This window comes from Actinomadura rubrobrunea NBRC 15275 (genome assembly GCF_001552235.1).
GTDB classification, from domain to species: domain Bacteria; phylum Actinomycetota; class Actinomycetes; order Streptosporangiales; family Streptosporangiaceae; genus Spirillospora; species Spirillospora viridilutea.
In genome coordinates this window covers 25236-50205 of sequence record NZ_BCQU01000049.1, presented here as the reverse complement: position 1 = coordinate 50205, position 24970 = coordinate 25236, and the positions used below count along the sequence as shown (strand labels likewise).

General features: G+C 71.9%; 25 protein-coding genes and 1 pseudogene. 18 read left to right on the top strand and 8 right to left on the bottom strand.

Annotated features, from left to right (window positions below):
* Window positions 1-132: 132 nt before the first annotated feature.
* The 7 genes and pseudogenes from rimM to AR3_RS29770 all read left to right on the top strand — a co-directional run.
* On the top strand, window positions 133-630 hold the full coding sequence (gene rimM, locus AR3_RS16750) for a ribosome maturation factor RimM (RefSeq protein WP_067915144.1): 498 nt from the start codon (window positions 133-135) through the stop codon (window positions 628-630).
* Window positions 631-678: 48 nt separating this feature from the next.
* Window positions 679-1464, top strand: coding sequence for a tRNA (guanosine(37)-N1)-methyltransferase TrmD (gene trmD, locus AR3_RS16745; protein ID WP_067915143.1), 786 nt, complete (start codon window positions 679-681; stop codon window positions 1462-1464).
* 127 nt (window positions 1465-1591) lie between these two features.
* Window positions 1592-1945 carry a 50S ribosomal protein L19 gene (gene rplS, locus AR3_RS16740; protein ID WP_067915142.1) on the top strand — a complete coding sequence of 118 codons (354 nt, stop codon included), beginning with the start codon at window positions 1592-1594 and terminating at the stop codon, window positions 1943-1945.
* Between the two features lie 275 nt (window positions 1946-2220).
* On the top strand, window positions 2221-3123 hold the full coding sequence (gene lepB, locus AR3_RS16735; protein ID WP_067915141.1) for a signal peptidase I: 903 nt from the start codon (window positions 2221-2223) through the stop codon (window positions 3121-3123).
* 744 nt (window positions 3124-3867) lie between these two features.
* On the top strand, window positions 3868-4608 hold the full coding sequence (locus AR3_RS16730; RefSeq protein ID WP_067915140.1) for a ribonuclease HII: 741 nt from the start codon (window positions 3868-3870) through the stop codon (window positions 4606-4608).
* Complete coding sequence (locus AR3_RS16725; RefSeq protein ID WP_067915139.1) at window positions 4605-4919, top strand: DUF2469 domain-containing protein; 315 nt, start codon at window positions 4605-4607, stop codon at window positions 4917-4919. Before AR3_RS16730 ends, AR3_RS16725 begins: the two co-directional genes overlap by 4 nt.
* A gap of 499 nt (window positions 4920-5418) precedes the next feature.
* Window positions 5419-6219: pseudogene (locus AR3_RS29770) on the top strand (RNA-guided endonuclease InsQ/TnpB family protein); the annotation flags it as partial.
* Window positions 6220-6263: 44 nt separating this feature from the next.
* Here AR3_RS29770 and dprA read toward each other — a convergent pair.
* From dprA to AR3_RS32625, 3 genes are read right to left on the bottom strand one after another with little or no spacing between them, the layout of a single operon-like run.
* A complete protein-coding gene (gene dprA / locus AR3_RS16720; RefSeq protein ID WP_067915151.1) occupies window positions 6264-7403 on the bottom strand; it encodes a DNA-processing protein DprA in 1140 nt (379 codons plus the stop codon).
* Window positions 7400-8962, bottom strand: coding sequence for a YifB family Mg chelatase-like AAA ATPase (locus AR3_RS16715; protein ID WP_067915138.1), 1563 nt, complete (start codon window positions 8960-8962; stop codon window positions 7400-7402). Before AR3_RS16715 ends, dprA begins: the two co-directional genes overlap by 4 nt.
* Window positions 8963-9466, bottom strand: a complete 504-nt coding sequence (locus AR3_RS32625) for a YraN family protein (RefSeq protein ID WP_083951602.1) — start codon at window positions 9464-9466, stop codon at window positions 8963-8965. It lies immediately after the preceding gene.
* A gap of 143 nt (window positions 9467-9609) precedes the next feature.
* Here AR3_RS32625 and AR3_RS16705 point away from each other — a divergent pair, with 143 nt between their 5' ends.
* Entirely contained in the window at window positions 9610-10539 is a 930-nt protein-coding gene (locus AR3_RS16705; protein WP_067915137.1) for a tyrosine recombinase XerC, read from the top strand.
* Window positions 10540-10969: 430 nt separating this feature from the next.
* On the opposite strand, the gene AR3_RS29760 is transcribed toward AR3_RS16705, so the two are convergent.
* On the bottom strand, window positions 10970-11896 hold the full coding sequence (locus AR3_RS29760; RefSeq protein WP_083951605.1) for a M23 family metallopeptidase: 927 nt from the start codon (window positions 11894-11896) through the stop codon (window positions 10970-10972).
* A gap of 312 nt (window positions 11897-12208) precedes the next feature.
* Between AR3_RS29760 and rpsB the strand changes: the two genes are divergently transcribed.
* From rpsB to AR3_RS16670, 5 genes are all read left to right on the top strand, one after another.
* Window positions 12209-13093 carry a 30S ribosomal protein S2 gene (gene rpsB, locus AR3_RS16690; RefSeq protein WP_067915135.1) on the top strand — a complete coding sequence of 295 codons (885 nt, stop codon included), beginning with the start codon at window positions 12209-12211 and terminating at the stop codon, window positions 13091-13093.
* 94 nt (window positions 13094-13187) lie between these two features.
* On the top strand, window positions 13188-14024 hold the full coding sequence (tsf, locus tag AR3_RS16685; RefSeq protein WP_067915134.1) for a translation elongation factor Ts: 837 nt from the start codon (window positions 13188-13190) through the stop codon (window positions 14022-14024).
* 473 nt (window positions 14025-14497) lie between these two features.
* Window positions 14498-15277, top strand: a complete 780-nt coding sequence (gene pyrH, locus AR3_RS16680; protein WP_067915150.1) for a UMP kinase — start codon at window positions 14498-14500, stop codon at window positions 15275-15277.
* Between the two features lie 162 nt (window positions 15278-15439).
* On the top strand, window positions 15440-15997 hold the full coding sequence (gene frr, locus AR3_RS16675) for a ribosome recycling factor (protein ID WP_067915133.1): 558 nt from the start codon (window positions 15440-15442) through the stop codon (window positions 15995-15997).
* Window positions 15997-16989, top strand: coding sequence for a phosphatidate cytidylyltransferase (locus tag AR3_RS16670; protein ID WP_083951600.1), 993 nt, complete (start codon window positions 15997-15999; stop codon window positions 16987-16989). Before frr ends, AR3_RS16670 begins: the two co-directional genes overlap by 1 nt.
* A gap of 52 nt (window positions 16990-17041) precedes the next feature.
* Here AR3_RS16670 and AR3_RS16665 read toward each other — a convergent pair whose 3' ends face one another.
* Window positions 17042-18175, bottom strand: coding sequence for a suppressor of fused domain protein (locus AR3_RS16665; protein WP_067915132.1), 1134 nt, complete (start codon window positions 18173-18175; stop codon window positions 17042-17044).
* A 123-nt stretch (window positions 18176-18298) separates the two neighbouring features.
* Here AR3_RS16665 and rlmN point away from each other — a divergent pair, with 123 nt between their 5' ends.
* From rlmN to AR3_RS16650, 3 genes are all read left to right on the top strand, one after another.
* Window positions 18299-19447 (top strand): dual-specificity RNA methyltransferase RlmN, encoded by a 1149-nt coding sequence (gene rlmN / locus AR3_RS16660; protein ID WP_067915131.1) that lies wholly within the window; start codon window positions 18299-18301, stop codon window positions 19445-19447.
* 84 nt (window positions 19448-19531) lie between these two features.
* Window positions 19532-20038 (top strand): DivIVA domain-containing protein, encoded by a 507-nt coding sequence (locus AR3_RS16655; RefSeq protein WP_106258643.1) that lies wholly within the window; start codon window positions 19532-19534, stop codon window positions 20036-20038.
* A gap of 65 nt (window positions 20039-20103) precedes the next feature.
* Window positions 20104-20925, top strand: a complete 822-nt coding sequence (locus AR3_RS16650) for a DUF1963 domain-containing protein (protein WP_067915129.1) — start codon at window positions 20104-20106, stop codon at window positions 20923-20925.
* Between the two features lie 42 nt (window positions 20926-20967).
* On the opposite strand, the gene AR3_RS16645 is transcribed toward AR3_RS16650, so the two are convergent.
* Window positions 20968-21651 (bottom strand): hypothetical protein, encoded by a 684-nt coding sequence (locus AR3_RS16645; protein ID WP_157406691.1) that lies wholly within the window; start codon window positions 21649-21651, stop codon window positions 20968-20970.
* Window positions 21648-22928: an ATP-binding cassette domain-containing protein gene (locus tag AR3_RS32240; protein ID WP_227023141.1), complete on the bottom strand. Its 1281-nt coding sequence runs from the start codon at window positions 22926-22928 to the stop codon at window positions 21648-21650. Before AR3_RS32240 ends, AR3_RS16645 begins: the two co-directional genes overlap by 4 nt.
* Window positions 22929-23026: 98 nt before the next feature.
* On the opposite strand from AR3_RS32240, the gene AR3_RS16635 reads away from it, so the two are divergent.
* Window positions 23027-23506: an HIT family protein gene (locus AR3_RS16635; protein WP_106258645.1), complete on the top strand. Its 480-nt coding sequence runs from the start codon at window positions 23027-23029 to the stop codon at window positions 23504-23506.
* Here AR3_RS16635 and AR3_RS16630 read toward each other — a convergent pair.
* Window positions 23485-23985: an Lrp/AsnC family transcriptional regulator gene (locus tag AR3_RS16630; protein ID WP_067915126.1), complete on the bottom strand. Its 501-nt coding sequence runs from the start codon at window positions 23983-23985 to the stop codon at window positions 23485-23487. The genes AR3_RS16635 and AR3_RS16630 overlap by 22 nt on opposite strands.
* A gap of 151 nt (window positions 23986-24136) precedes the next feature.
* Between AR3_RS16630 and AR3_RS16625 the strand changes: the two genes are divergently transcribed.
* The gene (locus tag AR3_RS16625) at window positions 24137-24961 is read left to right on the top strand and encodes an aldehyde dehydrogenase family protein (protein WP_146150258.1); all 825 of its coding nucleotides are present in this window, start codon (window positions 24137-24139) and stop codon (window positions 24959-24961) included.
* Window positions 24962-24970: the final 9 nt, after the last annotated feature.

The following is a 24970-nucleotide window of genomic DNA, read 5'->3' as shown; positions in this document are numbered from 1 at the left end:
AAGGGGCGGCCCGCCGGAACCCCCGCCCGGCGTCCCGCCGGCGCGTCCGCGCAGGGCCGCGGCGCCGTGCCGGGGCGGCGCCCTCCCCGAACGCCGGGAGGGGCCGGGCCGGGCACCGAACCGGACGACCAGGTGGTGATCGGCCGGATCGGCCGCCCGCACGGGATCCGCGGCGAACTCGCCATCGACGTGCGCACCGACGACCCCGACCGCCGGTTCGCGCCCGGCGCCGAACTGGCCACCGACCCGGCGGACGTCGGCCCGCTGACGGTCGAGCGCGCCAGATGGCACGCGGGCCGGCTGCTCGTGCGCTTCTCCGGAGTCGACGACCGGAACGCCGCCGACGAACTGCGCGGCGTCTGGCTCGTCGTCGACCCCTCCGACATCCCCCCTTCGGCCGACCCCGACGAGTTCCACGACCAGGAGCTCATCGGCTTGGCCGTGACCACCGTCGACGGCGCCGACGTCGGCACCGTCGCGGAGGTGCGGCACCACGGACAGGACCTGCTCGTGGTGCGCCGGGCCGACGGAGGCGAGGTGCTGGTGCCCTTCGTCGCCGCCCTGGTCCCCGAGGTGGACGTCCCCGGGGGGCGGTTGCGCATCGACCCGCCCCCCGGCCTCCTCGACTGAGCCACCCCCGGGGCGACGCTCCCCGCGACCGGCACCACCGAAAGCCTGATGAAGCTCGACATCGTCACGATCTTCCCGGAGTACTTCGCTCCGCTGGACGTCTCCCTGCTGGGCAAGGCGCGCCGCGCCGGCCTGCTCGACGTGCGCGTGCACGACCTGCGGCAGTGGACCCACGACCGGCACCGCACCGTCGACGACACACCGTACGGGGGCGGGCCCGGCATGGTGATGAAGCCCGAACCGTGGGGGGAGGCGCTGGACGCCATCGCGCCGCCCGGCGGGCCCGTGCCCCGGCTGATCGTGCCCACCCCGAGCGGCCGCCCGTTCACCCAGGCCACCGCCGTCGAGCTGGCCGAGGAGGACTGGCTGGTGTTCGCCTGCGGCCGGTACGAGGGCATCGACGCGCGCGTCGTGGACGAGGCCCGCACCCGCATGCCGGTGGACGAGGTCAGCCTGGGCGACTTCGTGCTGGCGGGCGGCGAGGTCGCGGTCCTGGCGATCGTCGAGGCGGTCGGGCGGCTGCTGCCGGGGGTGCTCGGCAACGCCGACTCGGTGGCCGACGACTCCTTCGCCCCCGGCGCGATGGAGTCGCTGCTGGAGGGCCCCGTCTACACCAAGCCGCCGGTCTGGCGCGGCCGCGCCGTCCCGGAGATCCTGCTGTCGGGCAACCACGGCGCGATCGCCCGGTGGCGCCGCGACCAGGCGCTGCGGCGCACCGTGCGCAACCGTCCGGAACTGGCCGCGCGGCTGGACCCGGCGACGCTCGACGCGCAGGACCGCCGGGTGCTGGCCGAGGCCGGTTTTCCGGTGGACGGCGAGGATGTGGCACACTGAAACACCGCCGTGCGCGCGGGCGCCCGGCACACAGACTCCCATCAAGATCCACTTCGCGCGGCGCGACGCCCCCACCGCGTTCACCGGGGCCTCTCGACGCCGCGTATGACCATGAGGAACCGCTGTCATGCACACCCTGATCCGTGAGATCGAGCAGGCCACGCTGCGCACCGACCACCCGGCCTTCCGCCCGGGCGACACGGTCAAGGTGCACGCGCGCATCACCGAAGGCAAGGTCACCCGGATCCAGGTCTTCGAGGGCGTGGTGATCCGGCGGCAGGGCGGCGGCGCCCGCGAGACCTTCACCGTCCGCAAGGTCAGCAAGGGCGGCTACGGCGTCGAGCGCACCTGGCCGCTGAACAGCCCGCACATCGAGAAGATCGAAGTGGTCACCCGCGGCGACGTGCGCCGGGCCAAGCTGTACTACCTGCGCAACCTGCGCGGCAAGGCGGCCCGCATCAAGGAGAAGCGCGAATTCTGATCGCGCCCGCCGCTTCCCGACGCCCCGGACCGAGCTCCGGGGCGTCGGCCTGTTTCCTCCGGCATTTTCCTCCCAATACCGGGTAATCGCTTCGAATTCGTCTTGTGGGCGGTGGGCCCGTTCAGGAACCCTTCGAGGGGAACGGAGCGTTGCCCGCAGTGGCGGGGACGCGCGTCGGGCCCGGATCGGGCGCGACACGGTCCGGTGCGCGGTGCGACGGCGTCCGCGCCGATAGTCTTGCGCAAGGGATGACTGACGAGGACGATCGGAGAGACGTGCGATCGGAAGCCGAGGGCGCGGTGCCCGACGACAAGCAGACCGTGACCTCCGGTGCGGAAGGCGCTGGCGACACGTCCTCGGACGACGGGGAGAGCGGCGGCCGCAAGGAGCGCAAGCAGGGCTCCTTCTGGAAAGAGCTGCCGATCCTCATCGGGGTGGCGCTGATCCTCGCCCTGATCATCAAGGCGTTCGCCGTGCAGGCGTTCTATATTCCGTCCGCGTCGATGGAGAACACCCTGCAGATCGGCGACCGCGTCCTCGTCAACAAGATCGTCTACCATACCCGCGACGTGAAACGCGGCGACATCGTCGTGTTCAACGGCCTGGACTCCTGGGACCCCGAGGTCCAGGTGGAGGAGCCCGGCAACCCGGTCTCCCGGGCGCTGCGCGGCATCGGCCGGACCTTCGGCATGGTGCCCGGCGAGAAGGACTACATCAAGCGCGTCATCGGCGTCCCCGGCGACCACGTCAAGTGCTGCGACGCCCGCGGCCGCATCACCGTCAACGGCGTGCCGCTGGACGAGCGCTCCTACCTGTACACCGACCCCCTCACGGGCGAGCAGAACCGGCCGTCCAACGAGCCGTTCGACCACGTCGTCCAGCCCGGCCAGCTGTGGGTGATGGGCGACCACCGCGAGGTCTCCTCCGACTCGCGGGCCCACCGCGGCGACCCCGGCGGCGGCACCATCCCCACCAACCGCGTCATCGGCCGCGCCTTCGTGATCGTCTGGCCTCCGAAGCACATGGGCACCCTCCCGATCCCGAAGACCTTCGAACAGCCGGCGCTGCAGGCGGCCGGGGCGGCCCTGCCCGCCACCCCCTTCGCGCTCGGCCTCGCGGGCGCCGTCCCCATCACCTACCTCCACCGCCGCTACCGCCTACGCCGCCGGCGCTCCTGACCCGGCCACCGCACGGCCGTGAGGAATTTCAAGGCCGTCACCTCGACGACGCCCTGGGGCCCCGACGAAAGGTTGTTCAGACGGCCCGCGGGTCGCCCTGGGCTCCCGGTGTCGTCGCTCCGCCGCATCAGCTCGCAGCGATCCGCAGGTGCTCGAGCTCCATGTTGAGGCGCGGCTCCCAGATGGCCTTGACCAGCCGCCGTCTGGGGCGCCAGGGGCGCCGAGCCGTGGCGTGCCGGGATGCGGCACGCGGTGCAGAGCGCGATGCCAGTGCGGGCGGGGCCGACCCGAGCGATTACTTGCCCCTCGATGTCGTTGGTGTCCATCGGGGGCTGCCGGTGCCGTCGCGGTGCCGGTTGATGCGGCCTCGGCGCGCCCAGTACCCGCCGCCGTCCGGGGGAACGACCGAATCTATGTGACGTAGATGTGGACCAGGTCGCCGGCGCCGGTGCTTGCAGCGGAGAAAGGTGTCGCCGGCGGCCCGGTGCCTGCCGCTGGCGGCGCCGTGGCGTGCCGGGATGCGGCACGCGGTGCAGAGCGCGATGCCAGTCAGTGCGAGCGGTCAGGCGGAGAGGGCCGATCGTTGTGTGCGGCGCAGAGCGATCACCTACGCCTCGATACGTCCGTCGGGGGCTGCGATACGGGCTGCTGGAGCGGTAGGGCATGCCGTCGGCGGGGTGCCGGTACGGGCATGACTCCCATTCCGGGCGCCAGGACGGGTGCAAGAGACGTACGCTGCGGACCATGAGAGGTCGTCCACTCCGCTACACCCCGCGCCGGGACGCCGGGTTGTACGCCTACGAGCGGGCGTTGGCGCACGCGGGCTTCAGCCCTGTGGCCGGTGTCGACGAGGCGGGCCGCGGCGCGTGCGCGGGCCCGCTGGTGGTCGGCGCGGTGATCCTGCCCGATGGGCGACGCGAGCGGATCGAAGGGCTGACCGACTCCAAACAGCTCACCCCGGCGCGCCGCGAGGAGCTGTACGACGAGATCGTCGAGCGGGCCGTGGCGTGGAGCACGGTGATCATCCCCTGCCACGACGTCGACCGGGTGGGGCTGCACCGGAGCAACGTCATGGGCATGCGGCGCGCGCTGGCGGCGCTGGAGCGGCGGCCCGCGTACGTGCTGAGCGATGGATTCGCCGTTCCCGGTCTGGACGTGCCGGGGCTGGCGGTCATCAAGGGGGACCAAGTGGCGGCATGCGTGGCGGCGGCCTCGATCGTGGCCAAGGTCACCCGTGACCGCATCATGATCGACTTGCACGAGCGTTACCCGGCCTATGGCTTCGATGTGCACAAGGGGTATGTGACGCGTGACCATTCAGCGGCTCTGGCCAGGTACGGGCCGTGTCCGGAGCATCGGTTCTCCTTCGTGAACGTGGGGCGCGCCGTGCGTAACAATGGTGGAGAGGCCATGGGGGAGGAGTCCGGGTACGGCCCCGCGGGGGAGATTCCCGGCGAGGGGCGGACGGAAGGGGCACGAGCGTGAGCGCCGAGGATCTCGAGAAGTACGAGACCGAGATGGAGCTGCAGCTCTATCGCGAGTACCGCGACGTCGTCGGCCTGTTCACCTACGTGGTGGAGACGGAGCGGCGGTTCTATCTCACCAACTCGGTGGACCTGCAGGTGCGCAGCTCCGACAACGGCGAGGTGTTCTTCGAGGTCACCATGCAGGACGCCTGGGTCTGGGACATGTACCGTCCTGCGCGCTTCGTCAAGAACGTCCGCGTCGTCACGTTCAAGGACGTCAACATCGAGGAACTCGCCAAGAGCGACTTCGAACTGCCGGCGGCCCACTGAGCCCACCGGACCGCACGAACTGCCGGGCATTGTCGGCCGACTCAGCAAGACGGACATCACTTTCTCTCCGATCCCGCCTCTCCACCCCACCGCGAGCCTCCAGGCCACAGGGCTGCGAGCAGGCTGCTCCAAGGCCGTCTCCGCGGACTCACCGCATGTCCGGTGAGCGGGTCCGGTGCGGCTCGATCGTCCATGGGGACCGCTGACCGTGTCGGGCTGGGCGAGCTCCAACGTGGTCGGCGGCGATGCCGTCGATCCGCTCGGCGCCGTGGCGCGTGGCGTACAGGCTCTGGCGTAGATCGGCTGCGAGGCTCTGGCCAGGGCTCGGGGCCGTGAGCGGGCTGCTTCATGGTCGTCTCCGGCGACTCGCCGCACGCTAGGCGAGAGGGTCCGGCGCGGCTCGATCGTCCATGGGGGATCGCCTGATCGCGTCGGGCTGGGCGAGCTCCAACGTGGTCGGCGGCGATGCCGCTGGCCCGCTCGGCGGCCCGCTGGGGGGAACGGGCGTTCATACCTGGCGAAGATGGACGACCCGCTGCACATCGTGTGGTCTCGTCCCCTCCCAGAAGGTGCGGAGCCGTCCACGGTGACGGTGTCGCGCGGCGGGACGCTGGTTCGTGCCCATCCTGGTCGAGGAGAACATCCCGCCCGCCTGCCCCGGTCGAGCCGGCTGTGGGGTGGAGCTGGTATCACCTGCCTGGTGACGCTGTCCACCGGGGAGAGGATCGACAACCCCAGGCATGAGCGCCGGGACCGGCGCAGGCTCGCCAAGGCGCAGCGTGCCCGGTCCCGTACAGCCAAGGGCAGCGTGAACCGGGACAAGACCCGACGGCGGGTCGCCCGCATCGCCGACCGGTGCCGCGACGTTCTGCACAAGATCACCACTCGGCTCGTCCGTGAGAACCAAACGGTCGTGATCGAGGACCTGACCGCCCGCACCATGGTCCGCAACCGCTCGCTGGCCCGCGCCATCTCCGATGCGGCGTGCCGTCAGCTGCGGTCGATGTCGGACTACAAGTGCGACTGGTACCGGCGCGAACTGGTCACGGTTGACCGGTGGTTCCCTTCCTCCAAGCTGTGCTCGGCGTGCGGCACCTTGCGGGACGAGATGCCGCTGAACGTCCGGAGGCGGGAATGCGCCTGCGGCGCGGTCCACGACCGCGATGTGAACGCGGCCAAGAACGTGCTCGCCGCCGGGCTGGCGGACAGGCAGAACGCCTGTGGAGCTGGTGTGAGACCTCAACGAGAGTCCTCTCGGACGAGGCGGCTGGCTGTGAAGCAGGAAGGCCGACCGGCGACCTTTGAAGGCCCCGCCTTTAGGCCGGGGGAGGAAGTCAACTGCGGCTATTTCGGCTGTTTGGCGGACTTGGTGAGGCGCCAGCCGCCGGAGCAGCGTTCGACGAAGCCGCCGGCGGCCAGGAGGCCGAGCTTGCCGTTGACCGTGGCCAGGTCCACGCCCGCCTTGACGGCGATCTGGGCCGGGCCCGCGGCGCCCCTGGCGGGGAGGGCTTCCAGGACGGCGCGGGCGGTGGGCTCCAGACGGTCGCGGGGGAGCACGGGGCCGGACGGGACCGGGGCCAGGTCGTCGCCGATCCGGCCGACCGCCTCGATGATCTCCTCGGAGCGGGTGACCAGTGTCGCGGACGGGTCGTCTCGGAGCAGTTTGTGGCAGCCCACCGATGTCCGGGAGTCGACCGGGCCGGGAACCGCCATGAGGACGCGGCCCAGCCTGCGGGTCCAGGCGGCGGTGCTGAGGGCCCCGCTGCGCGCCTCGGCTTCGACGACCACCGTGCCGCGGCACAGCGCCGCGATGACCCGGTTGCGGACGAGGAAGCGCAGGCGGTGCGGTTCCACGCCCGGCGGGGACTCGCTGACGAGCAGCGTGCGGCGGGCGATCTCGGCGAACAGCCCGTCGTTGGACGCCGGATACGGCACGTCCACGCCGTTGGCGAGCACCGCGATCGTCGGGCCGTCGGCCGCCAGGGCGCCCCGGTGGGCGGCCGCGTCGATGCCGAGCGCCCCTCCCGAGACCACCGTCCAGCCGCGTTCGGCCAGGTCGGCGGCGAATCCGGCGGCCAGCCGCAGGCCGTAGGACGAGGCCGCGCGGGATCCGACCATGGCCACCGAGCGCAGGCACGTGTTGCGCAGGTCGCCGGGGCCGCGCAGCCAGAGCGCGTAAGGGCGCTCCCCGCCCAGATCGTCCAGCGTGGTGGGCCATTCCGGGTCGCCCGGGCAGAGCAGACGGCCGCCCAGCCGTTCGCAGATTTCCAGGTCGCGTCCGGGGTCTGCGGCGGCCGACCGGATACGCCAGTGTTCGACTCGGCGGACGACGCGTTCGGAGAGCAGGTCTCCGGGGATGTCGCCGGTGCGGATCGCCTCGACGGCCCCGACCGGGCCGAGGCGGTCGATGACGCGGTTGAGCAGGGCGTCGCCCGGTTCGGCCGTGGCGGTCAGGGCGGCCCTGGCCAGACGTTCGTCGGTCATGACCGCCTCACCGTCCACAGGGCGAGCGCGCCTCCGACGTCGTCCTCGGAGGGCTGGTCGCGTCCGGCGAGATCGGCGATCGTCCAGGCCACTCGCAGCACGCGGTCCAGCCCGCGGGCGCTGAGCGTGCCGTTCTGCAGGGCCTCGTCGGCGGCGCGCATCGCCTCCGGCGCCGGAGTGAACCGGCGGCGCAGCTCCGGGCCGGGGATCTCGGCGTTGGACCGCCACGGGGTGTCGGCCAGGCGTTTGCGGGTCCGCTCGCGGGCCTCCTGGACGCGTTCGGCGACGACCTGGCTGGACTCGGCGAACTCCAGGTCGTACCGCAGTTCGGCGCGGCTGGCCGGCACCAGTTCCAGCTTCAGGTCGATCCGGTCGAGCAGCGGTCCGGAGATCTTGGACTGGTATTTGCGTCGGACGCCGGGCGCGCACGAGCAGTCGATCTGCTTGGCCGCCGCGCACGGACACGGGTTGGCGGCCAGCACCAGCGTGAACCTGGCGGGGAACGTGGCCGTGCCCTCCGTGCGGGAGATCCGCACCACTCCCTCCTCCAGCGGTTGACGCAGCGCGTCCAGAACCCCGTTGTGGAACTCGGGCGCCTCGTCGAGGAAGAGGATGCCGCGGTGGGCCAGGGAGACCGCGCCGGGTTGCAGCGTGCGGCCGGAACCGCCTCCGACCATGGCCGACCGGGTGGCGGTGTGATGCGGCGCGTAGAACGGCGGCCTGGTGATCAGCGGCTGATCGGGCGGCAGGGTGCCCGCGACCGAGTGGAGCGCGGTGACCTCCAGGGCCGCCTCCGGCTCCAGCGGCGGCAGCAGTGTGGGGAGGCGTTCGGCCAGCATCGTCTTGCCGCAGCCGGGCGGGCCGCAGAAGTACAGGTGATGGCCGCCGGCCGCGCTGATCTCCAGCGCGCGGCGGGCCTCGGCCTGGCCGCGCACGTCCGCCAGGTCCAGACCGGGACGCGCCGCTCGGCCGCCCAGGGCGAGCCCTTCGGGAGCGGCGCGGACGGGAAGCTCCTCGTCGTCCTCCTCTTCCTCGATCGGCGGCGGCTCGTCGCGCAGCATGCACAGCAGCCCCCGCAGCGACCGCACCGCTATCACCCGCAGGTCGGGGACCAGTTCGGCTTCCGCGGCGTTGGCGTGCGGCACGACCACGGTGCGGCAGCCCGCGTTGGCGGCCGCCAACGCCGCGGGCAGCACGCCCGGGATGGCGCGGACCCGGCCGTCCAGCCCGAGCTCACCGATCATCACCAGCTCCGCGCACGACCGCGGCGGAACGGACTCGGCCGCCGCGAGCAGCGCGACGGCGATGGCCAAGTCGAAGGTCGAGCCGCGTTTCGGCAGGCTGGCGGGGAAGAGCGACACGGTGACGTGCCGGTTGGGCCAATCCTCACCCGAATTGAAGACGGCGGCCCGCACGCGGTCGCGCGCCTCGTTCAGCGCGGCGTCGGGCAGGCCCACCAGGTGCAGCCCCGGGACGCCGCTCGTGATCGCGGCCTCCACATCGATGACGAAGCCGTCCACTCCCACCAGGGACACCGAACGGGTTCTGGCGAGGGTCAATCAGCACACCCCCCGCACGTGCTCTACCGAGAAACCGCAGCTTTCGGCGTGCGGGGCGCCACCGCCGAGGCGTCTGGCCCGTCTATGGCGCGGGTCGTGTTCATCGGCTGGAGCAGGCCGGCGCTTTCCGAAAACCGCGCCGGCGATCCAGGAGACGCCTCTGCCGCGGGATACCGCCCGGTGCGGCGGCGTACACGGGGTCAAGCCGAGGACGTCGATCCGGACGTCGGCGCCGCGGACGCGGTGCTCGGCGGCCCAGCGCCCGGCCAGCCGCCGCAGCCGCGCGGCCTTGTCGGGCGTGATCGCCTCCAGCGGGGCGCCGAAGGCCGCCGTGCTGCGGGTCTTCACCTCACAGACGACGTGACGCCGCCCGTCATACGCGACGATGTCCAGCTCGCCCTCCGGGCACCGCCAGTTGCGGTCGAGGATCGTCCAGCCCAGCCGGGTCAGGTAGGCCGCCGCGGCGTGCTCGCCGCGCCGTCCGAGAGCCGCGTTGTCGGTCACAGGATCACCTCCGTGTTCTCACGGTGACGCGGCGTCACTGCGGGCGGAAGGTGAACCGGATTCTGTGGAAAAGTCGGCGGGAAGATCACGAGAGCGGCGGTGCGCGCTTGCCTTCGCGGCGTCCGTGGCGCAGCGTGACGGCTGTGAACGCCGACGACGCTTCCGTCCCCTCCGCAGTGCCGCGAGAAGTGCTGGAGGACTTCGAGCGGCATCTGCGGGTCGAACGAGGACTGTCGCCGCATACTCTGCGGGCTTATCTCGGCGACATTCGCGACCTGAGCCGTTACGCCGCCGAAGTGGGGGCATCCGGGTTGGACGGCATAGACGTCGCACTTCTCCGCGCCTGGCTGGCCAGGCAGCATGCTCACGGCCGCTCGCGCGCGACCCTGGCGCGCCGGACCGCCGCAGCGCGGACCTTCACCGCCTACCTGTTCCGGCGGGGGCTCCTTGCGGACGACCCGGGCCTGCTCCTTGGCACGCCTAAGCAGCCGCGAGACCTCCCCACGGTGCTGACGCAGGACCAGGCCGCCCGCCTGCTGGACGACCTACGGGGCGAGGGGCCCATAGGTCTGCGCGACCGCGCCGTCCTGGAGATGCTCTATGCCACGGGCGTGCGGGTCAGCGAGCTATGCGGCCTGGATATCGACGACCTGGACACCGAACGCCAGACCGTGCGCGTCCTGGGAAAGGGCGACAAGGAGCGCACGGTGCCGGTGGGTGATCCTGCCGCGCGAGCAGTCCAGGAGTGGCTTCGGCACGGCCGCCCGGCGCTGGCCACAGAGCACAGCGGACCTGCCCTTTTCTTGGGGGCGCGCGGCGGTCGCCTCCATCCCACCAGCGCGCGGCGCATCGTCCATTCCCGCATCGCCGAAGCGGGCGACATGCCGGATGTCAGCCCGCACGGGTTCCGGCATACTGCCGCGACGCACCTTCTCGAGGGCGGAGCCGATCTGAGGAGCGTGCAAGAGATGCTCGGGCACGCGTCCCTGCAGACGACGCAGATTTACACCCGGGTGTCCGTCGAACGGCTCAAGCAGGTCCACCGCCAAGCCCATCCTCGCGGCACCGCATGATCTTGCCCTGTCTCCCAGCCGCAGCGGGTCGAGCCGCAGGGTGCTTCCGTCTGCCTGGGGGAGATCAGGCCCTCGCCTGCGGTTCGTGGCGATCTCGTTGATCAGCGCGCAGACGTCGTCCTGATCGACGCCGCCCTCGAGCCTGGGCGCCATCCTGCCGGCCACCACGGCGTCGACCGGATCGCGGCCTTGCTGTCTACTTCCACCACGCCGCATGGACCGATCACGACGTGATCCAGGTCTGCGCGGTCGACAGGCTGATCGAGAGCTCGGTCGTGCGGGATCGGCGCCTGGGCGGGAACGCGGCGTGGCGTCCCCGCCCCTGGCGGCCTGCTTTCGCGACATGGCCGGCTCCGGAAACGCGTAGCGCATAGGGGGCGTTGCCGGAGGACGGTCGCGAGCCCGAAGGCGCGACCGTCCGGGCGAAAGGTCAGCGGGCTCGGCGTTGGCGGCGTTCTCTCGCCAGGTCGATCACGCCCGGGGGAGGGCGGCGCATGGACGGACGGGAACGGCCATAGCGCCAACCCAGGCTCAGGAGAAAGGCGAGCACCATCCCGGCCAGTGCGCCGCCACCTGCGGTCGTGGCGTAAGCCCGAAGATCCATACCGGGAGAGGCGACGGAGCGCGGCGGGGCCGACGGCTGCGACCGGGGGCGCGGGGTCGGCGTCCAGTACGGCAGCAGGCGGACGTTCGGACGCACCAGGCGCAGCGGGTCGAGGTAGAGCGACCCGCGTATCAGCCCCCAGTGCAGGCATGTGACCGCGCAGTGCTGCCAGGTGGTCTCCACGGTGCCGATGAGGGTGCCGGCGCCCACCTGGCGTCCTCGGTCCACGGCGGGGCGCACGGGCAGGTAGGTGGTGCGCAGTGCCCCGTGGGTGACCGCCACGATTCCTCGGCCTGCGAGACGCCCCGCATACGAGACTCGGCCCGCGGCGGCCGCGTAGACAGGCTGGCCTGGTTCGGCCGCCAGGTCGACGCCGCGATGACCGGCGCCCCACGGGGACGCGGGTGCGGAGAACAACCGCACAACCCGGGGTGCGGGCGGCCCCAAAGGCCATCGCCAATGGCCCGACAAGGCCGGAGGGGTGCTTCTCGTGGGTGGCGGGCGGCGGGGCAGAGCTGGTGTGGCCGTGTCCGGCCGCGGAGGGCGGTTCGGTTCGCCTGTCGGCGGAGACGACGTGCTGCCGTCGGTCCCCGCTAAGGGGGCATCGCGGCCGGTCGGGTGGGATGCGTGCACAGCGCCGCTCCGGGCGACTGCCGGGGCGGAGGGTCGAGTCAGCGCGGCGGAGGCGGCGGTGGTGGGGGAGACGAGGGCCGCCAGAGTGGTGCAGGTGACCAGGATGCTGACTAGGCTCATGCCCGGCAGCCTGCTCCCCCTGATCCGAGGGTCGCCAGACCCGGTCGCGCATGTGGATAACCGCCGCCAGCCGAGGGCCGCCGGTGCGGCCCGGTCCACCCGTGCGCACGACATCCCGTAGACTTGGGCAACGGCCGTGTGGGTGCTCACCTGGACGGCCGAATACACGCGCCCGTCAGCCACCAGTTCCACGACCGGTGGGGCGCGGCCGCTCGGTCCGTCACCCGTTGGCGGCGTGGCCGTGTCGCGGGCGCAGGAGGACAACCGAGACGAGGCCCGGCGGCGACCGGGCCGGACAGGAGATTGCGGGCCATGGCACCCGTCGTCACCATGCGGCAGCTGCTCGAGAGCGGCGTTCACTTCGGCCACCAGACCCGTCGGTGGAACCCGAAGATGAAGCGCTTCATCTTCACCGAGCGCAACGGCATCTACATCATCGACCTGCAGCAGTCGCTGTCGTACATCGACCGCGCCTACGAGTTCGTCAAGGAGACGGTCGCGCACGGCGGCACGATTCTGTTCGTCGGCACCAAGAAGCAGGCCCAGGAGGCCATCGCCGAGCAGGCCACCCGGGTCGGCATGCCCTACGTGAACCAGCGCTGGCTGGGCGGCATGCTCACCAACTTCTCGACCGTCCACAAGCGGCTCACCCGGCTCAAGGAGCTGGAGGAGATCAACTATGACGACGTGGCCGGGTCCGGCATGACCAAGAAGGAGCTGCTGGGCCTGCGCCGCGAGAAGGACAAGCTGGAGCGCACCCTCGGCGGCATCCGCGACATGGCCAAGGTGCCCAGCGCCGTGTGGATCGTCGACACCAAGAAGGAGCACATCGCCGTCAACGAGGCCAAGAAGCTCGGCATCCCGGTGGTGGCGATCCTCGACACCAACTGCGACCCGGACGAGGTCGACTACCCGATCCCCGGCAACGACGACGCCATCCGCAGCGTCAGCCTGCTGACCCGCGTCGTGGCCGACGCGGTCGCCGACGGGCTGATCGCGCGCGCCGGCGCCGCGACCGGCGGGGAGGAGAAGCCGGCCCCCGGCGCCTCCGCCGAGCCCCTGGCCGAATGGGAGCGCGAGCTGCTGGAGAGCGGCCAGACCCCGAGCGCCGAGGCCAAGGACGCCGCGTCCAAGGAGGGCCAGACCCCTGCCGAATCCGCCGCCGAGGGCAAGAGCGGCGAGGCCGCGGGAGCCTGACGACGGGGAGCTCCCGGGCGCCGACGTCGCGCGGCTCCCGGGGGCCCGTCTCCACCAAGCCTTACGTCCCACCACGACAGAGACGAAGAGAGCGATGGCGAACTTCACCACCGCGGACGTCAAGCGGCTCCGCGAGCTGACCGGCTCGGGCATGATGGCCTGCAAGAACGCGCTGACCGAGGCCGAGGGCGACTTCGACAAGGCCGTGGAGATCCTGCGGCTCAAGGGCGCCAAGGACGTCGGCAAGCGCGCCGAGCGCACCGCGGCCAACGGCCTGATCGCCGAGCACTTCAACGGCACCGGCGACGGCGCGATCCTCGAGCTGAAGTGCGAGACCGACTTCGTCGCCAAGAACGCCGAGTTCATCGAGCTGGCCAACCGCATCGTCGCGTTCGCGGCGGGCAGCGACGTGGCCGACGCCGCGGGCCTGCTCGGCGCCGAGATCGAGCCGGGCAAGACCGTGGAGGCGCTGATCCAGGAGGCCAGCGCCAAGATCGGTGAGAAGCTGGAGCTGGGCCGCTACGCCCACTTCACCGGCGCCTACGTGGCCAGCTACCTGCACAAGTCGGACCCGTCGCTGCCGCCGACCACCGGCGTGCTGGTCGAGCTGGACAAGGAGAACGCCGAGGTCGCCAAGGACGTCGCGCAGCAGATCGCGGCGATGGCGCCCAAGTACCTCACCCGCGACGACATCCCCGCCGACGTGATCGCCAAGGAGCGGGAGCTGGCCGAGCGGCTGACCCGCGAGGAGGGCAAGCCCGAGAAGGCGATCCCGAAGATCGTCGAGGGCCGGGTCAACGCCTACTTCCGCGACTTCGTCCTCCTGGAGCAGGCGTTCGTCAAGGAGCCCAAGAAGACCATCGCCAAGGTCCTCGACGAGGCCGGCGTCACGGTCAAGCGGTTCGCCCGGTTCAAGGTCGGCCAGGCCTGACGCCCGTCTCGCAGGGACGGCGGGACCAGGGACCCGGGGCCGGGCGGAAGGACGCGCCTCGTACGCGCCCCCGGCTCGCGGGACCTCCGCGCAGACTCGGATCCGGCCGGACAACGGCAGCGCGTCCCGGCCCGGATCCGGTCGGCGCGACCGCCCCGGCAGGACGGCGACGGACGATCCCGAGCGACAGCAGCATCTTGGGCCCTGGGCGACGCGGGACCCCGCACGGGCACCGTGTCCCCAGGGGGCGCCGCCCGGTCGAAGCCACGGCCGGGCGTGCATCCTGAATACAGGGGCCTGCTTCCCTCGGACAGGGGTCCGGAGCCTCAGAGGGAAGCCCGGTCCCCGAGGGAGGGCTCGATCACCGGGAAATCTCCCGGATTCTGGGGAACCCTTGAGGGAAGCCCTGGAAGCATGCGAGGCAGGGCATGCCGACACGAACCAGCAGACGCCGCAGCGAGGAGGCCGCCGACGTGCAGGAGACACCGACCACTGACACGACGGCGGCCTCGTCGTCCACGCTCCGTCCGAACCGCGCCGGCTGGAAGCGTGTGCTGTTGAAGCTGTCCGGCGAGGCGTTCGCCGGCGCCGAGCCGCTCGGCATCGACCCCGCGGTCGTGCAGCACGTCGCCGAGGGCGTCGCCGAGGCGGTGCGCGTGGGCGTGCAGGTCGCGGTGGTCTGCGGCGGCGGCAACATGTTCCGCGGCGCGGCGCTGGCCGAACGGGGCATGGACCGGGCGCGCGCCGACTACATGGGCATGATCGGCACGGTCATCAACTGCCTGGCGCTCCAGGACTTCCTGGAGAAGATCGGCCTGGACACGCGGGTGCAGACCGCGATCACCATGAGCCAGGTCGCCGAGCCGTACATCCCGCGCCGCGCCATCCGGCACCTGGAGAAGGGCCGCGTGGTCATCTTCGGCGCGGGGCTGGGCCAGCCGTTCTTCTCCACCGACACCACCGCCGCCCAGCGCGCGCTGGAGATCGGCGCCGACGCGGTGCTCAAGGCGACGCAGGTGGACGGGGTGTACGACGCCGACCCGCGCAAGAATCCGGACGCGGTCAAGTTCGACCGGCTGGACTACGCCGAGGTGCTGCAGCGGGGCCTGAAGGTCATGGACGCCACGGCCATCAGCCTCTGCATGGACAACGCGCTGCCCATCGTGGTGTTCGACCTGATGGGGCAGGGCAACATCGTCCGGGCCGTCCGGGGTGAGAAGATCGGCACACTGGTCACTCAGGCCGACGGCTGACGCGACGCGCGCCGCGCCGTCCGGGCGCCGGACGACCGGGGCCGGGCGGGGCGCGCGGGACGCCCGGTCCCGGGAAAGCTGCGGATCAGTGGCCCCGAGGACCGGCGGATCAGGCGACAATGGCTAGGTGGCAAGGGCCGACTAGGTGACATGGGAGTCGAAGTGATCGACGAGACCCTCCTCGAAGCCGAGGAGAAGATGGAGAAGGCGGTCGCGGTCGCCAAGGAGGACTTCCAGGCCATCCGCACCGGCCGCGTCACTCCCGCCATGTTCAACAAGATCACAGCGGAGTACTACGGGACGCCGACGCCGATCAACCAGCTGGCGTCGTTCCGACTGCCCGAACCTCGCTTGGTCATCGTCGAGGTCTTCGACAAGAGCTCCATGGCCGCGGTGGAGAAGGCGATCCGCGAGAGCGATCTCGGCGTGAACCCGACCAACGACGGCAAGGTCATCCGGGTGGTCTTCCCCGAGCTGTCGGAGGAGCGGCGGCGGGAGTTCATCAAGGTCGCCGGGGCCAAGGCGGAGGAGGGCCGGGTGGCCATCCGCAACATCCGCCGCCGCGCCAAGGAGACCCTCGACAAGCTGGCCAAGGACGGCGAGGCGGGCGAGGACGAGGTCCGGCGCGCCGAGAAGGAGCTCGACGACGTCACGCACCGCTATGTGGCGCAGATCGACGAGCTTCTCGAACACAAGAAGGCGGAGCTGCTCGAGGTTTGATGGAGCTGGACGAGACCGGAGAGCCGTCGGGCTCGCCGGCCGACCCGCACGTGTCCTCCGGTCCCACTGGCCCAGCGGAGGACGCGCCCTCGCCGGACCCGGCGGGGGGCGCGCACTCCCCGGACCCGTCCGGGGACGCGTCATCGGACGCCGCCTCGGGGCAGACGCCCACGCCCAAGAAGCGCAAGATGGGCCGCAACCTGCCGGTCGCGGTCGGCGTGGGCGTGCTGCTGGGCGGCGTGGTGCTGGCGTCCCTCTACACCGTCAAGGAGATCTTCCTCGGCGTCCTGGTCGCCTTCCTCCTCGTCGGGCTGCACGAGCTGAACGGGGCGTTCGCCACGCGCGGCATCCGCGCCCCGTGGATCCCCATCGCCGTCGGGGCGGTCGCCACCGCCGTCGCCTCGTACGCGTCGGGGCCGACGGGTCTGGTGGCGGCCGCGGCGCTGACCGTTCTGGCGGTGCTGGTGTGGCGGATGCCGGGCGGCGCCGACGGGTACGTCCGCGACGCCACCGCCGGCGTGTTCCTGGTCGGCTACCTGGTGGTCATGGGCGGCATCGTCGCCCTGCTGCTGCGGCCCTCCGACGGCGACCACCGGATCGTCGTGTTCGTCGCGGTGGCCATCGCCTCGGACATCGGCGGCTTCTTCGCGGGCTCGTTCTTCGGCAGGCACAAGCTGGCCCCGGCCATCAGCCCCAAGAAGACGTGGGAAGGCGCGACCGGCTCGGCCGTCGCGTGCATGGCGGTGGGCGCGTGGCTGGTGTGGTGGCTGCTGGACGGGCACGCCTGGCAGGGGGCCCTGCTCGGCGCCGCCGCCGTCGTCACCGCCACGGTGGGCGACCTCATCGAATCGCAGATCAAGCGGGACCTCGGCATCAAGGACATGGGCACCCTGCTGCCCGAGCACGGCGGCGTCATGGACCGCCTCGACTCCCTGATCGCCACCCTCCCCGTGGCGTGGCTCCTCTTGGAGCTCTTCGTCCCCTCCACCTGACGCGGATTCCCCCCGAGGGCGCCCGGCGCGGGGGCGCCCCCGGGGCGGATGCTCAGGAGACGACCCAGGAACGACCCTGCTTGGCCAGGCGGCGCACCAGCGCGTCGCTGCCCTCGTTCTTGGCGTACCGGTACTCCTCGGCGGTGATGGGCACCAGCCACAGCCACCGCACCGGATCCCCGCCGATGGACAGCCCCGCCAGCCCCGGGGGCACCGGCCCCGAGAGGCGGCTCGGGTCTTCCAGGAGCAGCACGCCCTCCCATTGGGACTTCTCGCTGTTGAGGGGGAACGTGTGCGCCTGGTGGTACCACTTGACCACGTCGCCGGGGGCGAACCAGGTCACCGAACGCCACGGATACTGCGACAGCCACGGGAAGATGCTGCCCGCGCGCTGACTGGGCAGGGTCGTGGCCACGGCCAGCTCGATCCTGCTGTGGGGGGAGACGTCGTCCTCGTACAGCTCGATCGTGGGCATCCGCTGGCGGCTCATGCCGACAGTGCTGAGCACCGTGTAGTCCCGGCCGTCCTGGACGGGACGTTCGGAGACGCCGACGGTGGGCGCCACGCCGCTCTTCCCTCCGGGATGCTGGCGGCCGACGTCATGCCAGTAGTGGCCGCCCGGGCCGAGACGCTGCAGGAGGTGCCCGAGCACCGACTGCTGGAAGTCGGCCCAGGAGCCCTCCTTGGCGCAGATCTCCCAGTGCTCCCGCGCGCGCTTGATGCGAGGGGTGAACTCGTCGATCTCGTCGTCGAGCGGGAAGGCGTACGGGCTCTTCCGCTTGACGTCACGGCTGTAACCGGGGATGCCGCGGCTCATGTCGGACCAGCCCGGGATGACGCACAGCAGCTCGCCCGCCTCCATGACGGCGACGCCGTCGCCCTCCTCGAACCACACCACGTCCAGGGACCCGGCAGGCACCGGTTCGCGTCCTTCGGGGTGACGCACGTGCGAAGCGGGCATGAGCGGCGCCAGCCCCGCCTCGACCCGTGAACGGTCCAGTTCGGCGGGGGCCTTCTGGTGGTTGGCGAGCCACGCGGCCCCGACCACGTTGCCGCGGACGTCCTTGAGGTAGGCCGCGGTGACCACCCCGTCGGATTCGATGACGAGACGGCGGCTCCCGTAGGGGCTGACCTCGGACAGAACAGTCGTGGCGGCTGTAGCGGACCCCCTGCGCAATACCGACATGATCGAGACCTTAGCCGCCCCCAGGGCCGTGCGCAGGCATGTCGAGACCACGGGCACCAGTGCGCGGCCCGAGAGGCGCGGGCGGCCGGGGCACCGGGCGATGTTTGCGACACTGGAACCACCATGTCTGCCACCGCCGAACCTGCCGCCGCCGAGACCGCCGGGACGAGGACGCCCGCGAAGCTCGTCTTCGCGGCGCCCCGCAGGGCCAAGCCGCCGCGCCACCTGGCGGACCTCACCCCCGCCGAACGCCGGGAGGCCGTCGCCGCGCTCGGCGAGAAGCCGTTCCGGGCCGACCAGCTGTCCCGCCACTACTTCGCCCGTCTGGTCGACGACCCGGCGCAGATGACCGACCTGCCCGCCGCCACACGGGAGCGGCTGACGGCGGAGCTGCTGCCTACCCTGCTCACCCCCGTGCGGGAGCTGTCGTGCGACGGGGGCACGACGTTGAAGACGGTCTGGAAGGCCTTCGACGGCGTGCTGTTCGAATCCGTGCTGATGCGCTACCCCGATCGCGCCACCATGTGCGTGTCGTCTCAGGCGGGCTGCGGCATGAACTGCCCGTTCTGCGCCACCGGCCAGGCGGGGCTCACCCGCAACCTGTCCACCGCCGAGATCGTCGAGCAGGTCACGGCGGGGGCGCGCGCCATGGCCGCCGGCCGCATCCCGGGCGGGCCGGGACGCGTCTCCAACATCGTCTTCATGGGCATGGGGGAGCCTCTGGCCAACTACAAGGCCGTCCTGGGGGCCATCCGGCGCATCACCGACCCCAGCCCGCGCGGGCTCGGCATCTCCCAGCGCGCCGTCACCGTCTCCACGGTGGGGCTCGTCCCCGCCATGGAGAAGCTGGCCGCCGAGGGACTGTCCGTGCGGCTCGCGGTGTCCCTGCACGCCCCCGACGACGAGCTGCGCGACGAGCTCGTGCCGGTCAACAACCGGTGGAAGGTGCGCGAGGTGCTGGACGCGGCCTGGGCCTACGCCGACCGCACCGGCCGCCGCGTCTCCATCGAGTACGCCCTGATCAAGGACGTCAACGACCAGGCGTGGCGGGCGGATCTTCTCGGAAGGCTCTTGCGCGGGCACCTCGTCCACGTCAATCTGATCCCGTTGAACCCCACGCCGGGATCCAAGTGGACCGCCTCCCGGCCCCGGGACGAGCGCGAGTTCGTCCGCCGGCTGGAGGCGCACGGGGTGCCGGTCACGGTTCGCGACACCCGAGGGAGAGAGATCGACGGGGCCTGCGGCCAGCTGGCCGCGACCACCGGGAAGTAGCGGGCCCGAAGGGACGCCGCGCCGTCTCCGGGCGAGGCGGCCCCGGACGGCGCCGCTCGGACGCACGCTGAGGAGTCCGGTGCCGTGAAGACGGGGATGCGCCTGCCGGTGGCGTTGCGCGGGTACGACCGCGCCCAGGTGGACGGACTGCTGCGCAGGATCGGCGACGCCCTGCAGGGCCGCACGGTCGTGACCGCGGACGAGGTGCGCCGGACCCGTTTCGACATCGTCCTGCGCGGCTACGAGACGCGCGCGGTGGACGAGCTGCTGCGCGAATGCGTCCTGGAACTGCAGGCCGCGGCGCCGATCGGGCGGCGCCCGCGGCGGCCCCGGGTGCACACCGGGTGGCTCATCACGTGGATCCAGAACGCTCGGTTCTCCGGCTCGGGCGTGCGCGCGGGATACGACGTGCGGGACGTGGACGCGTTCCTCGACCGCGTCATCGACGGGCTGCGCGGCGTGGCGCCGCCGGTGACCGCCCGGGATGTCCGCGAAAGCGTCTTTCGCACGGTCCGCCTGGGGCCGGGCTACGACGAACGCGAGGTCGACGAGTTCCTGGTCCAGCTCGCGGGCGCGCTCGAAGCCCGCTGACGCGGTTATCCACAATCTCCGCGGGCCCTGGTCAACACCCCGCGGCACGCGCGACGCTACGTGACATGGACCACTTCACCGTTCAACGTCAGCGGCTGCGCTCCATGTTCGGCGTCTTCTTCGGCCCCGAAGTCATCGAGGCGATCCTGGCGCTCGTCCGGCCCGCGCTGCGCCTCGGCCCGGACGGCGCGGCGGCGGTGCGGTTCGGCGGCACGCCGCTGCTGCCCGCCGGCGCGCCGTGGCCGACCTGGAACGGCCGCCCGCTCGACTTCCTCTGCGCGGTCGACTTCGGTGAGCTGGCCGCGGTTCTGAAAGTCCCCGGCCTGCCCACCGAAGGGCAGGCCGCCCTCTACTACGCCAGCGCCATCCCCCGCCCCTGGGGGGACGAGCCCGGCCAGCGCGACGGCTGGCGGCTCCTCACCGGTGACCTCGTGGAGGCCGAGCCGCCCGAAGGCACGGTGTCGTACCCGTCCCGAACCCTGCGGGCGGCGCCGCTCCTCTCCCTCCCCGCACCCCAGGAGCCCGTCCTGCGGCAACTGGAGAACACCTACAGCGGGACCCTCCAGGTGTACGAGCAGTTGCACGCCGCCTGGCTGCAGCACACATGGCCGGACGACACCCCCGCGCACCAGATCGGCGGATGGCCGGCGCTCGTCCAAGGCCCCCTCGACCCCGGAAGCCGCCGCACGTCGGAAGAACGCGCCCCCGGCACCTCGTCGTCGTCCGGTGACGACGAGGGCGCCGCCGCCGAGGATTGGGACCTCCTCCTGCAGCTCGACTCGGATCCCGGCCTCGACTGGCATTGGGGCGATCCCGGTCGCGTCTACGTCAGCATCTGCCGGGACCAGCCCCTCCACGACGCGTGGCTCACCCTCCAAGCCACCTGACCGTGAACCGGACCTCCAGCGTCGCGTCCGCACGCTCCTCGGTCACGGACGGTTGCGGCGGGCCGCGATGTAGACGAGGGCCACCGCCGCGGACCACAGCGCCAGGTGGACGGCGAGTCCGGGGAAGGCCGTGACGAGCCCGTCGGGGCCGTCGTGCGCCGCGCGCAGCCACTCCACCATCGGCACGGCCGCCCACGACAGCGGGCTCATGCTGAGCAGCAGAGCGGCGGTCACGCCGCCGAGCAGCGTGAGCAGCGAGAGGCCCGGATGCGGCACGACGGCCCGGCTGGCGCACGCGCCCAGCACCGTCGCGCAGGCCGCCACGAGCGCGTTCAGCGCCGCGCCCGCCAGCACGGCGCCGCCGACGCCGGCCGACAGCGCCTGGGCCGTCGGCACGGCGAGCAGCAGGCCGGTGAGGCACAGGTTCACCGCGTACGCGGCGACCGGCCCGGCGAGCACGTGCGCCAGCCGAGACGGCGCGGCGGTCTCCGACAGAGCGCGCTGCTCGTCAGGCTGGGTGTCCAGCAGCAACCGAGCCGTCCACGCCCACACGGGGAATGCGAACGCCGCCACGTCCCCGAACGTCCCCGTGGCCAGCCTGCGCGCGTCGTCACCGCCGACCCCCTGCAGCACCACCGCCGAGAACAGAAGCACGGCGATCACAGGGGGCAGCACCCGAAGGGACCGGACGTATCCGGCCACATGGAAGCGAACGAGGGCGATCACCGGTCGCTCCTCCGCACCCGGTACCCGTCCGCGCGGAGCTTGGCCTCGACGTCGTCCGCCTCGTCCACCCGCACCACGACCTCCAACACGGCCCAACCCTCCTCTGCCGCGCCCAGGCCTGGCGCACCGTCGCCTCCCGCCTCCCCGCAAGGCCCGCCCACCCGCGCCTGCGAGGCATCAGAGGCCGGGATGTCGCTGACTGGGGAGGGAGGGTCGCTTATGTGTGTTCTGTAGGCATCAGGTGCTGCGTCGTTGGCCGGGGCGGAGGGCTCGCCCATGCGCGCCGCGGGGGCTGCTGGCGCCGGACTTTTACTGGTCGGGGCGGAAGGATCGCTCGTGCGTGCCCCTGAAGTACGCCGTGCCGTGCGCCGTATGACACGGCCGAGTGATCCCGCCCTGTCGCGGGCAGCGTCGTTCGGCGTTCCGTCGGGCTCTGGTGGACCGGAGATGTCCGGCACTGCCGCTGAAGTCCTCGGCTCGGACGGCGAGGCCGGTGCCTGACCGTCCGGCACAGGTTGCAGCGACGCTGATTCCGGCGCTGCCGGCCGTACTCCTTGACCGGACGGCGAGGCCGGTGCCTGACCGTCCGGCACAGGTGGCAGCGACGCTGATTCCGGCGCTGCCGGCCGTACCCCTTGACCGGACGGTGGAAAGACCGGCGTGGATTCCTCGGCGCCGGTGACGGGATGGACGGTGCCGTCCGCGACGCGGACGCGGTGGACGTCCGGGCGGCCGTCCAGGCAGCGCTGATGGTCGCTGAGGACGACGGTGGCGCCTTCGGCCGCCAGCTCGGCGAGCAGGTCCGGGAGCGCCCCGCGGGTTTCGGCGTCCAGACCGGCGAACGGTTCGTCCAGCACCAGCAAGCCGGGCCCGGCGAGGAACGCCTGCGCCAAGCCGATCTTGTGGGCGCTGCCCTTGGACATTTCCGACAGCCGGACGTCGAGCACATGCGCGAACCGCAGCCGGTCGGCCAAGTCGTCGATGGCCGACACGGACACGCGCCGCACAGCGGCCATGTGCGACAGGTAGGAGCGCGCCGTGAACGGCTGCCCGACGGGGAAGCGTTCGGGCGCATAGCCGACGTGCCGCGGGCGTCCGATGATCCTGCCGCGCCGGGGCGAGCGCAGACCGGCGACGAGGCGCAGCAGGGTGGACTTCCCGACACCGTTGTGCCCGGTCACCTCGGTGATGCGACCGGGCGGAAGCGACAGCGAGACGTCCCGCAGTATCCAGGGCCCCTTCCTGGTGTAGCGGAAGGCGACGTCGTCCATGCGCATGGACGCCAGAGAATAAAGTCGGCGGTGTAAGGGCGGCGTTAGCCGTCCGGCACCTGCTTTCCGTGCCGCCCGAACCCGCGTCCGCATGGGAGAACCACGTGTCCGGCAAGCCCTGCCTGTTCTGCGAGATCGTCAAGGGTGAGCGTCCAGCCCACCTGGTGCTGGAGACCGCGGACGCGGTGGCGTTCCTGGACGCCCGGCCGTTGTTCAAGGGGCACACGCTGCTGGTGCCGCGTGAGCACATCGAGACGCTGCCGGACTTGCCGGAGCACATGCTCGGCCCGTTCTTCGCGCATGCCAGGCGGCTTGCGATGGCCATGGAGACGGCGCTGGGCGCCGCGGGCTCGTTCGTGGCGATGAACAACAAGGTGAGCCAGAGCGTCCCCCACCTGCACGTCCACGTGGTACCGCGGAACCGCAAGGACGGGCTGCGCGGGTTCTTCTGGCCGCGCCACAAGTACGCCTCGGATGAGGAGGCCGCCGCCTACGCAGCCCGCCTCCGCGACGCTCTCGGGCGGGGGAGTGCAGTCGCGCGGGATGACGGGGCGGGGGTGGCTCAGCGGGCGCCCCAAGAGTAGGTCTGCTTGCAGAGCTTCAGATAGACGAAGCTTTCCGTGGACACGACGCCGTCGATGGCGCGGATCCGGCCGAGGAGTTCGAGGAGTCGGGCGTCGTCCTCGCAGACCGCTTCGAGGAGGATGTCGAACGAGCCGGCGGTGATGACCACGTGATCTGTCTCCTCGATGGCGGCGAGGTCGTCGGCGATGCGTTCCAGGTCGCCCTCGCACTTGACACCGATCATGAGGCGTCGTTTGAAGCCGAGCATGCGGGGGTCGGCGATGCCGACGATCTGCACCACCCCGGCGTCCAGGAGTTTTTGCACCCGTTGGCGGACGGCGGCCTCCGACAGGCCGACGGCCTTGCCGATCGCCGCATAGGAGCGGCGCCCGTCCTGCTGGAGCTGCTCGATGATCTGCCTGGCCGTCTCGTCGAGCTGGACACCCGGCGGCGTCGGGCGGCGCGGGGCGGGCCGCTGCGCCGGGGAACGCTCGGTCATGCTCTCTCCTCGCTGCGGTATCGTGGTTGCGAAGAAGACATTTCAAGTGTTTTCGTTGTAGTCCTGGAGCCTAACAACGGAATCACTTGTATTCCCGGAGATCCTCTGTGGAGGTCGGGGCGGAGCGGACACACCGGTGAAAGGGTCGATCGTGACCATCGACGGCGGGAGCGGGCTGCGCGACGTCATCGGCGGTCGGGAGGCGGACGCCGCTGACGGTCGCCCCGTCGAGGTGGTCGACCCGGGCGCCGGCTCGGAGCGTGCGGAGGCTTCTGAGCCGGGGGCCGAGGCGTCCGCGCCGGTCCCGCTGCGCGTCCTTGACGCGGTCGAGGGGCACACGCCGGCGGGCGTCCAGTGCCGCGCCGCCGGCAGGCCCGTCCGGATGACGCTGGACGAGGAGGTGCCGCCGATGGTCGACGACCTGCGCTTGTCCGCCGGGGCCGCCGGCGACCGCACGGAGCACCGCACCTCGTCGGTCCGGTGGGAGCCGGCCGGGGGGTGCACGCAGGCCACGCCGTGGATCCCTCCGATGACGACGGTGCCGACGGCGGGCGGCGCCGTGACGCTCCGGCCTTCGCGGTCCGCCGCCGAGTTCCTGTCGGCGGGCGTGTTCACCGTGGTGCGCGGTGACCGCGATACTGGACGGGCGATGGCCGACCACCCGATTCCGCAGGCGGTGTCGAACACCGAGAGCGCGCACGCCGACATGGCGGCGGTCGCCGCGGCGGCCGAGGAACTCAGGCGGGTCCGCCCGGAGCCGGGCGGCACGACACCGGCGGTGGTGTTCGACGACGCCGAGTCCGCCGCCACGGGGATCGCCGCGGCCGGGCGCCCCCGCGCCGCGCGGCGCGGAGGCGTCCCGCAGTCCGGGCGACGGCGCCGACGAACCCGCGCGGGTCCGGCCGGAGCGGGCGCCCGAGCACGCCGAGGCGCCGACCGGCGGCCGTCGGCGGTCCGCGGCAGGACGACGAGATGATCGAGGACG